Annotated in this window: 13 protein-coding genes; 5 read left to right on the forward strand and 8 right to left on the reverse strand. The window is 38.0% G+C overall.

The genetic code is table 11. From position 1 onward, the window contains the following. Nucleotides 1–310: 310 nt before the first annotated feature. Nucleotides 311–1540 (forward strand): GGDEF domain-containing protein, encoded by a 1230-nt coding sequence (locus MMP60_RS12160; RefSeq protein WP_241336498.1) that lies wholly within the window; start codon nucleotides 311–313, stop codon nucleotides 1538–1540. A 247-nt stretch (nucleotides 1541–1787) separates the two neighbouring features. Here MMP60_RS12160 and MMP60_RS12165 read toward each other — a convergent pair whose 3' ends face one another. Both MMP60_RS12165 and MMP60_RS12170 read right to left on the reverse strand, forming a co-directional pair. Continuing rightward, nucleotides 1788–2411 carry a class I SAM-dependent methyltransferase gene (locus MMP60_RS12165; RefSeq protein WP_241336500.1) on the reverse strand — a complete coding sequence of 208 codons (624 nt, stop codon included), beginning with the start codon at nucleotides 2409–2411 and terminating at the stop codon, nucleotides 1788–1790. Then, a complete protein-coding gene (locus MMP60_RS12170; protein WP_241336574.1) occupies nucleotides 2408–2854 on the reverse strand; it encodes a MarR family winged helix-turn-helix transcriptional regulator in 447 nt (148 codons plus the stop codon). The genes MMP60_RS12165 and MMP60_RS12170 overlap by 4 nt, the downstream gene beginning before the upstream one ends. Before the next feature lie 113 nt (nucleotides 2855–2967). Between MMP60_RS12170 and MMP60_RS12175 the strand changes: the two genes are divergently transcribed. The 3 genes from MMP60_RS12175 to MMP60_RS12185 all read left to right on the forward strand — a co-directional run bounded on the left by MMP60_RS12175 (nucleotide 2968) and on the right by MMP60_RS12185 (nucleotide 6622). Then, entirely contained in the window at nucleotides 2968–3342 is a 375-nt protein-coding gene (locus MMP60_RS12175) for a hypothetical protein (protein WP_241336502.1), read from the forward strand. A gap of 22 nt (nucleotides 3343–3364) precedes the next feature. Further along, complete coding sequence (locus tag MMP60_RS12180) at nucleotides 3365–4180, forward strand: metal-dependent hydrolase (protein WP_241336503.1); 816 nt, start codon at nucleotides 3365–3367, stop codon at nucleotides 4178–4180. A gap of 216 nt (nucleotides 4181–4396) precedes the next feature. Then, nucleotides 4397–6622, forward strand: coding sequence for a TonB-dependent siderophore receptor (locus tag MMP60_RS12185; RefSeq protein ID WP_241336505.1), 2226 nt, complete (start codon nucleotides 4397–4399; stop codon nucleotides 6620–6622). Nucleotides 6623–6716: 94 nt separating this feature from the next. On the opposite strand, the gene arsH is transcribed toward MMP60_RS12185, so the two are convergent. The 5 genes from arsH to arsC are packed head-to-tail and all read right to left on the reverse strand — an operon-like array spanning nucleotide 6717 to nucleotide 9768. Further along, nucleotides 6717–7421, reverse strand: a complete 705-nt coding sequence (arsH, locus tag MMP60_RS12190; RefSeq protein ID WP_018677628.1) for an arsenical resistance protein ArsH — start codon at nucleotides 7419–7421, stop codon at nucleotides 6717–6719. Between the two features lie 5 nt (nucleotides 7422–7426). After that, complete coding sequence (arsB, locus tag MMP60_RS12195) at nucleotides 7427–8467, reverse strand: ACR3 family arsenite efflux transporter (RefSeq protein WP_241336507.1); 1041 nt, start codon at nucleotides 8465–8467, stop codon at nucleotides 7427–7429. 7 nt (nucleotides 8468–8474) lie between these two features. Next, the gene (locus MMP60_RS12200; protein WP_241336508.1) at nucleotides 8475–8948 is read right to left on the reverse strand and encodes an arsenate reductase ArsC; all 474 of its coding nucleotides are present in this window, start codon (nucleotides 8946–8948) and stop codon (nucleotides 8475–8477) included. 6 nt (nucleotides 8949–8954) lie between these two features. Next, entirely contained in the window at nucleotides 8955–9275 is a 321-nt protein-coding gene (locus tag MMP60_RS12205; RefSeq protein ID WP_241336509.1) for a metalloregulator ArsR/SmtB family transcription factor, read from the reverse strand. A 58-nt stretch (nucleotides 9276–9333) separates the two neighbouring features. Next, complete coding sequence (gene arsC, locus MMP60_RS12210) at nucleotides 9334–9768, reverse strand: arsenate reductase (glutaredoxin) (RefSeq protein WP_241336510.1); 435 nt, start codon at nucleotides 9766–9768, stop codon at nucleotides 9334–9336. 262 nt (nucleotides 9769–10030) lie between these two features. Here arsC and MMP60_RS12215 point away from each other — a divergent pair, with 262 nt between their 5' ends. Then, nucleotides 10031–11179 (forward strand): alpha/beta fold hydrolase, encoded by a 1149-nt coding sequence (locus MMP60_RS12215; RefSeq protein ID WP_241336511.1) that lies wholly within the window; start codon nucleotides 10031–10033, stop codon nucleotides 11177–11179. A 110-nt stretch (nucleotides 11180–11289) separates the two neighbouring features. Here the strand turns inward: MMP60_RS12215 and MMP60_RS12220 are convergent, their stop codons facing one another. Next, entirely contained in the window at nucleotides 11290–13350 is a 2061-nt protein-coding gene (locus MMP60_RS12220) for an EAL domain-containing protein (RefSeq protein ID WP_241336512.1), read from the reverse strand. Nucleotides 13351–13449: the final 99 nt, after the last annotated feature.

Genomic DNA, 13449 nt, shown 5'->3' on the forward strand with positions numbered 1-13449 from the left:
GCGCAATTGTAGCAGATTTATAAGTTGTGTTTTATGGATTGTTGATATGTCCTAAGTTATCCACTGTTCAGCCCAGTTATACTTTACATATCCCCAACTATGCTTTTCTAGTATAGCTTCAACGATATGAAGCAACTCGAATAACCACTTCTGAGCAATCAAAATTAAGCTAAATAGAACGATTTAAAAATTCGTAATAAGTCAAAAAAATATCACTTCATCGTAATGCAATTCACACTTTGCGCAATTAGGTGTAACTTAGTAGATGAGCAATCCCTGTTTATGATAAAAATATTGGGGCAGTGAAAAAATGAAATTAAAAGCATCTACGCTATTGAGATTAAAACAAAATGATCTATTGATTTCTCGTGGTCTCAATTTAGTTCAATTTCCAAAAGAATTAGAAGCCATCTATAAAGATCAATATAGAAATGGTGCTGCTCATGAATTTCGTTATCGTGCCCCCATCATTTTAGGACTCTATTCATATTTAAGCTTTGGTACATACCAAGCATTACCAACCACAGTGCGTGCAGAATGGATCGCTTTTTATGGTTGGGTTGGCATTATCATTGCTATCGCATGGTTTCTTGCTTTTATCCCGACAATGAATAAATGGTTTGACCATTATGTTGGTTTCGGGTCAATGGCTGCTGTTGCGCTTACTTTCACATTAATCAATGTCTTAGATCACGGTCAAAATAATGTATTGTTTCATGCGGCAATGATGTATGCCGTTGTAATCATTTATGGTTTTGTGGGGATGAAATTTTATACTGCTATGATTGCAGGTTGGTGTGGTGGTTTAATTGGTATCGTTATCAGCACATGGCTGAATGGTTCTATTGATTGGATTTTTTTAAATCGAACTTATACTTTTAGTAGTTTCCTTGGCATGGCATTGGCTTATGCCATAGATCGGCAACATCGAGAAAACTATTTGCAAAATTGTATGATCGAGTTAAACCGACTCGAACTCATGCGCCAAGCACAACAGCTTTCTATTCTATCGCATCAAGATCCGTTAACAGGTCTAGCAAATCGACGCTACCTAGATGAAGTACTTGAGATTGAATGGAATCGTGCAATGCGTCATCAAACACCCATTACAATTATGATGATTGATATTGATTACTTTAAGTTATATAACGATAGCTTAGGACATCTCCAAGGTGACCAATGTTTAAAGCGAATTTCTATTCTTCTAAGCTCAATTTCCTCACGTAGTGATGATCTTGCAGCTCGTTATGGTGGCGAAGAATTTTTACTGTTATTTGCGATGACAAATCAAGATCAAGCTTTGATACAAGCACAACGCTTGATGGAATTGATACGAAATATTGGAATTATTCATCCTCAAAGTAATGTCTCAAAGCATGTCACTGTAAGTGTTGGCGTTGCAACCACGATTCCTCATTTAAATGACAACCTTTCAGAATTTATTGCACAAGCAGATCACGCACTATACATCGCGAAAAGTAATGGTCGAAATCAGTATCACCTGACCACGACCTATCATGAAATTCACGAAGTAATGTAATCCTATTAAAAATCTCATCTATTATTCAGCGTTCAATGTGTATGTAATACGTACTTATCATATACACACACTAAAAATATCTATTGCCATTCAACAAGATACCACTGAATGCAGCATTGAGACGTGCGCCAGCTGACCACAGTTGCTGGAATATCTTCTGTGGTCACTACGGTGATTTTAAATACACCTATATCACCTTTTTATCATTATGGAATATACCACCCCTTCACAGACGCTTAACCATGTTTTATTGCAGTAATAACCACTGAGTATTCAGAAACTTCTGTTCAGAACCCCATGGTGTTGTATGAATTTCGGTAGCAGACTCGATGAGCTTAAAGCCTTTTCCGAGTCTCTGTGCTAACTTTTCAACACTGTAACGCTCTACAGGCAAACCACTACATTGTGTTGGGCCATCTTCAGCAAAAGTAGATATGATCAACACCCCATTTGGCTTCAATGCATGACGTACATTTTGTAAATATTGTGCTTGTTGTTCCTCTTTCACCATAAAATGAAATACAGCTCGATCATGCCATAAATCAAAGCGTTGAGCTTCTAATTCCACGGTACAAATATCAGCAACTTGCCATTGAATATGACGAGCATCCAACCCTTTATCAATCAATCTTGCTTGTGTTGTCTTTAATGCAGTCTCAGATAAATCAAGCACATATAGATTTTTATAACCTGCCTCAATCAGCTGATCAATTAACAGTGATGCACCACTTCCAACATCAATCAGCTCTGCATCCAGTGATAAATTCTGAGACCGAATCAATTCCAGTGTTTTTTCAGCCTGCTGCTGATACCAACTCACTTGATCAGGCTGCTTCGATTGATAAACATCTTCCCAATAATTATTGCTCATTTTAAATCCTTCTCAATTTTTGAAAGACATTCAACAGCTTGACCTAATAATCGATTCAATATTTGATATTCATCGTGCCCTAAACATTCTTCTAATTTTTGTTCAATGGTTTGATGAACTTCTACACCAATGCCAAACAATGACATGCCTGTATCAGAGAGTGAAACTTGTTTTTCTCGCCGATCTTGTTCCGAGTTCTCAACCTCAACCCAACCATTTTCATCTGCTCTTTTTAACAACCGACTAGCTTCTTGTTTGGAGCATTCCAAAGTCTTTGCGATTTGAGTCAGTGTGCAGGGTCCTGACATTAGTGATGCAAAAAAAGCAAAGGGCAAAGATTTGACCTTACAGCGTTGTAAAGAAATTTTTTCCCCGATCCTCTTTACATCACAGGTTGCTTTCAACATGAGTAAAGTTGCAGATGGAGGTAGACCGTTATTCATTAAATCCAAGAGAGACTCCCTTAATCTAGAAATTAGTACATAGTGTTGACAAATTTCATTTTCAATTCTATTTTAGTCCACATCATGTACTAATTCAATTATGGGATCAAAAAATGCAACCTTTAGTCTTTGTTTATAATGGTGACAGTGGTTTGATCAATGGTTTAATGCATTTGATGCACAAAGCCGTTTCTCCTGAAACTTACGAATGTCAGCTCTGTGCGATTGTTTATGATGGTGTACGCCAAAGTAAAGATTGGAAGAATTTTATTCATGAGCTAAACATTCAAGCTGAATACTTTCATAGAGACACCTTTATCAAAGCTTATGGAAACCTAGAAGCTGACTTACCTGCCATATTTTTTAAAACGCCAAATAAATCATTAGAACTAGTGATCAGTGCCTCAGACTTCGAATCCATAAAAACAATGGAACAATTACAGCAAAGAATTCAACAACTTCTAACTAAGGCAGACTCAACAATATAAAAGATCAAAATGGAGAATAAAAATGAGTAGCTTAAAATCAAGTAAAGTGATTCCGAGACGGATGAACTTCCAATTTGCAGCAGATATTCCACGCTACTGGTTTGCAGGTGATCAGTTTAAAAGTATTTTAATGACTGCTTTTTCAGCCACACTCCCAGAAGGCGAACGTTTTTTTATTCGCAGCCTGAGATATTTCCAACCCATGATTAAAAATGCTGAATTACAAGCAGATGTTCGTGGTTTCATTGGTCAAGAAGCTCATCATGGCTATGAACATGATGCTTTGAATACGCTCATGACCCATGCTGGAATGCCGACTCGATCTATTGAGGTTCTAGTTAAGAATTTTCTAGATTGGTACGCTAGACATATCTCTCCTGAAAGACAACTTGCGAAAACTGTTGCTTTAGAGCATTTCACTGCAATGTTTGGTGAAATGATTTTGCTACACCCTGAGATACTTGAAGGTGCACATCCACAAGTTAAAGAACTCTGGCTATGGCATGCCTTGGAAGAAGTTGAACATAAATCAGTGGCTTTCGATGTATATAAAGAACAAGTTGATAATGAATGGATTCGCTTGTCAGAAATGATCGTGAATACTTTTACTTTTCTTGGTTTTTATAGCATTCATTATTTCCAATTGAGTCATCAAATTAATGATAAAACTGATTGGCATTCTATTTATCATGGCTGGCAATGGTTACTGGGTAAGAAAAGTGGCATCTTAACCAAGATTGGTAAACACTACCTTGAGTTTTACGATAAAGACTTTCACCCTGATCAACGTAATACAGAAAACTTAGTTGAACATTGGAGACAAAAACTCAGTCTGTAAGCTAAAAGGGGCTTTTCCACACCATCGCCCCGACTAAAGCTAAAAAGACTAAATTTCTTTTTAAAACAGGTATATTGGCATACACCCTGCTCAAATAAATTAAGACATTTGTATATTAACTTCGACCAATCTGACAAATAGTTGACTTATCAATTGAATTTGGGATTAAGAATCATTACTATTCTCACAATTTTTCTCATATCTGAGTGAACGATTATGTCTTTTATCAAATCACGTAAGAAATTAGTATCTTCCGCAATTGCATCTTCACTATCTGTGATTGCAGTACCAGCCATCGCTCAAGATCAGCCAGTACAACTCCCAACAATTCATACACAAGCACAACAAGAACAAGGTTTAAAAGTAGACCAATCATCAAATAGTAAATTTGTTGTTCCTCTTTTAGATACTCCAAAATCAGTTTCAGTTATTTCAAAACAATTGATTGCGGATACCCAAGTAACGACTTTAAGCGATGCACTTCGTACAGTTCCAGGGATTACTTTAGGTGCTGGTGAAGGTGGTAACCCAAATGGTGACCGTCCATTTATTCGTGGCTATAACTCAGAAAGTTCAATGTATGTAGACGGTGTCCGCAACGCAACTTCTCAAAACCGCGAAATGTTTGCTGTTGAACAAGTTGAAGTCACCAAAGGTTCTGCTTCCTCTTTAGGTGGTGCTGGTTCTGTTGGTGGTAGTGTGAATATGATTTCTAAGGTTGCTAAAAAAGGCGATGCTTTAGAAGGCTCGATCTCAGGGGGTACAGATAATTATGCACGTATCACTTTAGACGGAAATAAAGATTTCGGTAATGGTATCGCAGCACGTGTCGTTGTGATGGGTCATCAAAACGAAAAAGCAGGTCAACAAGATGGTGCTGAATATAAACGTGCAGGTATTGCACCAAGCATTACCTTTGGTCTAGATGGTGATACAAGAGCAACTCTAAGCTATTACTATTTAAAATCCGATGATACGCCTGACTCTGGAGTACCTTATAATTATGATGCTATAAAAAAAGCAACAGTAGGCAAACCAGTAAATGTTAAACAAGGTATTTATTATGGTTTACATAGTCGCGATTTCCAAAAACAAGAAAATCAAATTGGCACTATTAAAGTAGAACATGATTTAACAGACAACCTAACGCTAAGTAATACGGCTGTTTTTAACAAATCAACTAATGACTACCTTTGGACTCAACCAGATGATTCTAAAGGTAATGTATTAAATGATAAAGTTTGGCGTCGCATTAACTCACGTATTACCGATACTGATATTTTTACTGATCAGCTTTCTTTAACTGGTCTATTTAATACTGGTGCAATCAAGCATAAATTTAGTACTGGTGCGGAATATAGCGATCAAAAATCAGACAAAGGTAGCTATACAACAAAGTACCCAGGTTATACAGGAACAACAACAGGTGGTTTTAATAGTGATTGCAAAATCAATGATGCGTGGTGTACATCTTTAACAAACCCTAACTCAAAAGATGAATGGTTAGGTTCTATTATTGCAAACCGTAATACAACAACGACCACAACTAAAGTTACATCTATCTACTTATTAGATAATATTGAATTTAGCCCACAATGGTTACTTGACTTGGGCGCACGTTGGGATAAGTTCGATACCAAACAAGTAACTAATGCAACTGGTGCGAAGATTGAAAACAAGAAAGACTTTTTTACATATCAAGCTGGTATCACTTTTAAACCTGTTGAAAATGGTTCTATTTATACAAGCTATGCAACATCAGCTAACCCTGTAGGTGTTGATGGTGGTGATGGTTCTGAAGCTATTGGCCAAGCATATATGGATTTGAAGCCTGAAGAAGCACGTACCATTGAATTAGGAACGAAATGGGATCTTCTCAGTGATCGTTTAAACCTGACAGCTGCAATATTCCGTACCGAAAAGCAAAATACACGTATTCAACTTGATGCTGGTACTTATACGAATGGTGGTGAAAGTAAAGTTGATGGTATTGAACTTACCGCAACTGGTAAAATCACTGACAAATGGGACATTACTGCTGGATATTCTTATTTAGACAGTGAAATGACCAATCCAGGCCCATCATGCACCCGTACTGGTGTATGTACTTATCCAAACCCAGCTCAAGGCAAACAATTACCAAACGTTCCAAAAAATAGCGCTACGCTGTGGACAACTTATAAAGTATCACCTCAACTAAGCCTAGGTGCTGGTGCATTAGGTATGGATAAAGTTTATGGTGATACAGCAAATACTAAATATGTGTCTGGTTATGTGCGCTATGATGCAATGGCACGTTATAACGTAAACAAGAATGTTGATTTACAGTTAAATGTAAATAATTTATCTGATAAACGTTATTTCACTAAAGCTTATCAATCACACTATGCAACTGAAGCAGAAGGACGTAGTGCAGTATTATCAATTAACTTCAAATACTAAGACCTAAAAAGTCCATCGTTAAACGATGGATTTTAATGAAAAAAATAGCCTCATGATGAGGCTATTTTTTTCTGACTTAAAGTATAACTAGACATTATAAATTGCGTTGATTGACACGCTTCGATAACGCTTCAGCCGATTCTTTACGTTCAGAATAACGGTCGGTGAAATACTGACTCTGCCCTCGCGTCAATAGTGTGAATTTATACAGTTCTTCCATCACATCCACGATACGATCATAGTAAGAAGATGCTTTCATACGACCATCTTCTTCAAATTCTAAAAATGCTTTTGGAATTGAAGACTGATTCGGGATGGTAATCATGCGCATCCAACGTCCTAAAATACGCATTTGATTGACACTATTAAAAGACTGCGAGCCACCACTGACTTGCATCAATGCCAAAGTCTTACCTTGCGTTGCGCGAATCGCACCACCTGCCAGTGGAATCCAATCAATTTGCGATTTGAAGATGGAACTCATCGAACCATGACGTTCAGGCGAACACCACACCATGCCCTCTGACCACGCTAACAACTCATGTAATTCTTTGGCTTTTGGGTGTTCCATATCCGCATCTTCTGGTAAGGGTAAACCTTTAGGGTGAAAGATTTTTACTTCCGCCCCAAAATGCTCCAAGATGCGCCCTGCTTCCATCACGGCTAAACGACTATACGAACGCTCACGGTTAGAGCCGTACAGCAATAAAATACGTGGTGCATGATTCAAGGCTTGTGCTTGCACTTTTTCTAAAGTGGGTTGATCAAGCAAATTCATATCTACATTTGGAAGAGTCATCACAATTACACCGACTTAAAATACTTTTTTCTGAGCCATAAAGACACACTGACCAAAGCAATCAGCACAGGCACTTCAACCAATGGACCAATCACTGTGGTAAATGCCACAGGTGAAGCTAAACCAAAGGTTGCAATAGCGACAGCCAATGCCAATTCAAAGTTATTACCTGCGGCAGTAAAAGAGATTGCGGTGGTTTTAGGGTAATCATTGCCCATCCATTTACTCATAAAAAAGCTGATGAAGAACATCACAATAAAGTAGATGGTCAAGGGAATCGCAATACGAATCACATCGAAAGGCAAGCTCACGACATCAGCACCTTTTAGGCTAAACATCGCAACGATCGTAAACAGTAATGCCAACAAACTTAAAGGACTGATCTTCGGCAAAAAGACATCTTGATACCAAGCGAGACCTTTGGCTTTCACTAGAATCAATCGCGTCATAAAACCAAGAAAAAAAGGAATGCCCAAGTAAACCAGCACCGCATGGGTAATGGTCCAAAAATCTACATGAATGACTTGTCCTGCAATACCAAAATAAGGTGGCAAGAAAGTGAGAAATAGCCAAGCATAACTACTAAAGAATAAAATCTGGAAAATACTGTTAAATGCAACCAATGCCGCAACATATTGGTTATCACCACAGGCTAAGCCATTCCACACCAAAACCATCGCAATACAGCGTGCTAAGCCAATCAGAATTAAACCTGTCATGTATTCTGGATAGCTGTGTAGAAAAATAATCGCTAATGCAAACATCAAAACAGGCGCAATAATCCAGTTCTGAACCAAAGATAAAGTTAAGGTTTTTTTATCTTTAAATACCTGTGGCAACGCCGCATAGTCAACCTTTGCTAAGGGTGGATACATCATCAAAATCAAACCAATCGCAATTGGAATATTGACGGAATCCACACTCATTTTGTCTAAAGCAACAGAAGCTTGAGGTAAAAACACACCGATCGCAATTCCCATCCCCATGGCAATAAAAATCCATAGGGTTAAGTTACGATCTAAGAATGACAATCTTTGCTGAGCCATGATGTTCTCATTCAATATCTGAGATGTGATTGATTGCAGCAATCAATTCAGGACGAGACATACTGGTGGTATCCAATGCAAATAGAGCATCTAAACGGCGGTTGATATGATCTACAGTCACTTGGAATGCTTGTAATTTTTCTGGTTTAGGTAAATCTAAATGTGAAGGATCAGCCAAGCCCCAATGTGCTTTGATTGCACCACCTAAATAAAGTGGGCAAGCTTCCTGAGCCGCAGAATCACAGACCGTAATCACCACATCCGCTTGGTATTGTTCACAATCATCAATGGTTTTACTCCACAAACCATCGGTTGAAAGGCTTAAGTTTTCAAGCGTTTCTATCGTCAATGGGTGAACCTGTCCAGAAGGCTTACTGCCTGCGCTATATGCTTTCCAATTTTCAGGTGCACGACTGTTAAAAAGTACTTCGGACAAAATGCTGCGACAACTATTTCCAGTACATAGGAAAATAAATTTCATGCGGTATTACTCACAATAACTTTTAATTTGGAGAGGCTGGGATTGGTTACTTGCGAAGCTTTGTTCACGTACCAAGATATTGAGTAGTTCATGACACCAAGCCGGCAATTGTGGATTAATGCTGTAGTAGACCCACTGGCTTTGTCGCCTATCTTGCAATAAACCTGATGAACGTAATAAAGCTAAATGTCTAGAAATCTTGGGTTGACTGAGTTGTAACTTCTCAGTCAAATCACAAACGCATAACTCTTTATGCTCGGCAACTAAAGTGACGATATTGAGCCGTGTTTCATCTGATAAGCATTTAAAAAAATTAACTCGATCCATCTTCACTTCCCATCTGCTTATTTGAATATGCAGATCATCATATATAAAACCTAAATTTTTAATTTACTCTTTTTCCATTTTCATCAATCACCTGCTCACCATCCTCTTTAGTAAAAGCACCCTGCTGTGCCAATGGCAAAATATCCAAGACAGCTTCGGATGGACGACTCAAGCGAGTTCCTAACGCCGTCACCACAAATGGTCGATTAATCAAAATAGGATGCTCAAGCATAAAACTGATTAGTTGCTCATCCGTCCAATCTTCACGATCCAGTTCTAGATCACGATAAGGATCTACATTTTTACGAATCGCTGCTCTAACCGTTAAATTGGCATCTTGAATCAGTTGAATCAACTCACTACGCGTAGGCGGTGTAATCAAGTATTCAATAACATTTGGCTCAATGCCTGCATTACGAATCAAAGCTAATGTGTTACGTGAAGTTCCACATGCTGGATTGTGATAAATCGTCACATCTAATGAAGTTGCCATCGCATTAAAACCTAATTAATTTTTAAAATCTTTATATATGAATTTCCATATATATGCAAATTCATATATAGTGCACCACAATTAAATCACCTCTCCCTAACGGTCTCTTTTTCCAAAACTTCAAAATTCAATCGTGCAAATTACAGAATATTGTCTCAAGTTGATCATTTTGGAATACAAGTTAAGCAAATGAGTCACTGAGCTTAGAGACTTTTTCTTCTAATATGCGGCTACACAGTTGTAACCATAGAGTTCTTGCACGATGACTCAATTGCCTAAAGTTAAAGATACCTTTGTTAACGCTAAAACAGCCCAATCAATCTTAAAAACGCGTGCGGGTAAGCAAGCTGCACAAGTATTTTCAAATGCGGCAGATCGTTTCTTGAGGGGACATCAACTGGCATTGTCAGGAAAGACACCTTTTGAAGTCGTTTATGAACGTGAAATTATTAGCTTACGGTTTTACAAGGCAGATGTAGAAACAGGTGAAAATAAACACCGTGTACCACTCGTCATTATTCCGCCATTAGCAGCGAATACCTTAGTGTTCGATTTGTTTCCTGATCGTAGTCTCATTCGTTACTTTCAAAGTCAAGGTTTTGATGTGTATATGATTGACTGGGGCACACCAAGCCGTAAACAAGCCAAATATAATTTCGGTACATATATCAAAATCTTTATGCCCGACTTTATCAACAAAATTCGTGAACATAGCGGACAACAACAACTATCACTGTATGGCTGGAGTCTAGGTGGGGCTATCTCACTTTGCTATACCTCATTATTTAAAGATAAAAATATTAAGAATTTAATGATTTTGGCATCACCAATTAACACTCATCAATCAGGTTATATCGGCAAGCTTTATCAAAAGTTAAACACACCAGCACAATGGGTGCGGACCAATACTAATTTCCGAATCCGTCAAATTCCAAGCCGCTATTTCCATATTCACGGTTGGCAAAATACGCTTGGGTTTAAGCTCACAGATCCAGTGGGTAATTTTAAAAATTATTGGCAATTACTGAAAAATTTGAACGATCGACAGTTTGTTATTAATCACGCAACATCAAGTTCATTTGTTGACAACATGCTTGCTTACCCTGGTGGCGTGATGCGTGACATTATTCTACGCTTCTGGATTGATAATGAACTATCGACAGGCATCGTTAAATTTGGGGATCAAACAGCGCATTTGAAAGATATTGAATGCTCAGTACTCGCGATTGGCGGAGATACCGACATCATTGTGACTGCTGAAGCCGTACGACCATTGATGGATTTGATTAGTAGCCCCGATAAAACCTTTAAAATCGTATCAGGTGGACACATGGGCTTAGTCTCTGGTAGCCAAGCTCCACAAGCCGTATGGCCTGTGATTACAGCATGGCTGAGCCAACGCTCAAATTAATTCACTGTATTTTTCAAACCACAATATTGGCTGTGACATATCTCGAACTTACGGATATGAACAGCCTTTTATTGAGTAAAGGATGCAAACAAGTACTGCATCAAAATGTATTAAGCAAAGTGATGACGATTTAAAACCAAACTCTCAACATTGACAGGCATACCTAACAGATAGCCCTGCAATTGATTACAACCCAAATTGGTTAAAATATCAGCTTGTTGTTGTGTTTCTACACCTTCAGCAGTCACAATAAGCTGCAATTTAGCGGCAAGATGAATGATACTTTCCAAAATTGCTTCTTCTTTGGAATTAGGTTGTAAATCAATCAAGAAACCACGATCAATTTTAAGTTCATCTATCGGTAGATCTTTTAAATATAAGAAACTTGAATAACCTGTGCCAAAATCATCAATCGCAATACGAATCCCCAACTTACGCAAACGTTCTAAAGTACGAATACTTGAATCGATATGATGCATTGCGGTTGATTCTGTGATTTCTAAAATAAGATTATGCGGTTGAATTTGATATTGTTTTAATAATTGTTCTAACACACTAAATAACTTTTTATTTTCAAATTGTAGTGCAGATAAGTTGACAGCAATTGGATAAAAAGGACTATTACTTCGTTCCCATTTCTGGATTTGCTGACAGGCTTGCTCCAATGCCCAATATCCCATTGGAATAATTAACCCTGTTTTTTCAGCACCTTCAATAAACATTTGAGGGGTTAATAAGCCTAGCGTTGGATGTTTCCAACGAATCAAGGCTTCCACGCCACAGACTTGATAACTTGAAGTAAACTTAGGTTGATAGAACAACACAAATTGCTGCTCATCTACCGCTTTATATAAATCATTAATCAGTTTGGATTGACTACGGACATCTTGCTGATCTGTAACAGAATGGAAAACCGTAAACGTATTTCGCCCCTGTTCTTTAGATGCCAGCATTGCCACATCTGCATTAATCAATAAATCCTGTACATTGCTTCCATGCTCAGGATACATCGCAATTCCCAAACTCGCGGATATATTAATTTCCTTGGTTGCGATCAGATACGTTTCCTGAATAAAATGTAGGACTTGTTCCGCAAGGATCATCGCTTCATTAAGATCAGTGTTTTCAGAGACCAGTACAAACTCATCACCACCAATACGAAATAATTTATGATCTAGGCTTAACTTGTCATGCAAACGATTTGCCATCTGAATTAAGAGCTGATCGCCAACATGATGTCCAAAAGCATCATTCACTGATTTAAAACGGTCTAAATCGACATACAAAAATGCGGCTTTTTCTTCTTTTAAACGGTGGTGACTAAATATCACTTCGGCATAGTCAGTTAAATACAAACGATTCGGCAACTTCGTCAAAGAATCATGCAATGACTGCGTTGCTAACTCTTTATTTATCCTCACCAATTGTTGATTTCGTTCTTCTAATCGTGCTTCTAACACGGCAACTGCAAAGCCTGATACAAAAACTAAACTAGTAATAAAAATAATGGTAAATAACAAAATGGCTTGTTCTGTTTGTGCCGAACCAAGTGCTTCTGCAACACCAGCATCAAAATAAGTCGCCGCCATGCCTGTATAGTGCATACCAACAATACTAAAAGCCATTAATACCGCAACAACTGCTTTTAAGGTCTTTTTATACTTCACTGCCGTTTTGTACTTGAAAACGAATAGGCAACTCAAACCTGAGCCACTGACTGCAATTAATACCGAACAAATCACTAATACTGGGTCATAACGCAATTCATGCTGTTCAATTGAGAGAGCCAGCATCCCTGTATAATGCATCCCCGAAATACCTAAACCAAGGAACAATGCACCTAGTATTAAACGTGGCAAAGGCAAAGTCGGTCTAGTGGTTAGCCAAACTGCAAAAATAGAGGCTGTTGCGCCTATCAAATATGAAAGCACAGTCAAACTAATATCAAAATGATAGCCTTGGGGCAAATGGCTCGCTAGCATTCCAACAAAATGCATTGACCAAATTGCCAAACCTAGGATCAATCCACTCATTGCTAAAATGCTTCTTTCAAACTTCTTATAAGCAGTTTTAAAAACGAGCTCTTCCATTGAAACTGCAGCATAGCAAGTCGCTACTGCAACCAAAATGGAAACGATGACCCATGTGCTATCGTAATCAACGTGAACCATAAAGGACTTCCATGATTATTCAGTACTTTTTTTTATTTGTTGAGCGAATTGCTCGGAACTAGAACGATCCTTAACACTCAAAAAAGATACAAATTGTGT

Source organism: Acinetobacter sp. ANC 4805 (assembly GCF_022549495.1).
Lineage (GTDB): Bacteria > Pseudomonadota > Gammaproteobacteria > Pseudomonadales > Moraxellaceae > Acinetobacter.

Excerpts from the sequence above, each read along its gene's own strand:
- MMP60_RS12160 (WP_241336498.1), top strand. The coding sequence starts at position 311 with ATGAAATTAAAAGCATCTACGCTATTGAGATTAAAACAAAATGATCTA.
- MMP60_RS12165 (WP_241336500.1), bottom strand. The coding sequence starts at position 2,411 with ATGAGCAATAATTATTGGGAAGATGTTTATCAATCGAAGCAGCCTGAT.
- MMP60_RS12170 (WP_241336574.1), bottom strand. The coding sequence starts at position 2,854 with ATGAATAACGGTCTACCTCCATCTGCAACTTTACTCATGTTGAAAGCA.
- MMP60_RS12175 (WP_241336502.1), top strand. The coding sequence starts at position 2,968 with ATGCAACCTTTAGTCTTTGTTTATAATGGTGACAGTGGTTTGATCAAT.
- MMP60_RS12180 (WP_241336503.1), top strand. The coding sequence starts at position 3,365 with ATGAGTAGCTTAAAATCAAGTAAAGTGATTCCGAGACGGATGAACTTC.
- MMP60_RS12185 (WP_241336505.1), top strand. The coding sequence starts at position 4,397 with ATGTCTTTTATCAAATCACGTAAGAAATTAGTATCTTCCGCAATTGCA.
- arsH (WP_018677628.1), bottom strand. The coding sequence starts at position 7,421 with ATGACTCTTCCAAATGTAGATATGAATTTGCTTGATCAACCCACTTTA.
- arsB (WP_241336507.1), bottom strand. The coding sequence starts at position 8,467 with ATGGCTCAGCAAAGATTGTCATTCTTAGATCGTAACTTAACCCTATGG.
- MMP60_RS12200 (WP_241336508.1), bottom strand. The coding sequence starts at position 8,948 with ATGAAATTTATTTTCCTATGTACTGGAAATAGTTGTCGCAGCATTTTG.
- MMP60_RS12205 (WP_241336509.1), bottom strand. The coding sequence starts at position 9,275 with ATGGATCGAGTTAATTTTTTTAAATGCTTATCAGATGAAACACGGCTC.
- arsC (WP_241336510.1), bottom strand. The coding sequence starts at position 9,768 with ATGGCAACTTCATTAGATGTGACGATTTATCACAATCCAGCATGTGGA.
- MMP60_RS12215 (WP_241336511.1), top strand. The coding sequence starts at position 10,031 with ATGACTCAATTGCCTAAAGTTAAAGATACCTTTGTTAACGCTAAAACA.
- MMP60_RS12220 (WP_241336512.1), bottom strand. The coding sequence starts at position 13,350 with ATGGTTCACGTTGATTACGATAGCACATGGGTCATCGTTTCCATTTTG.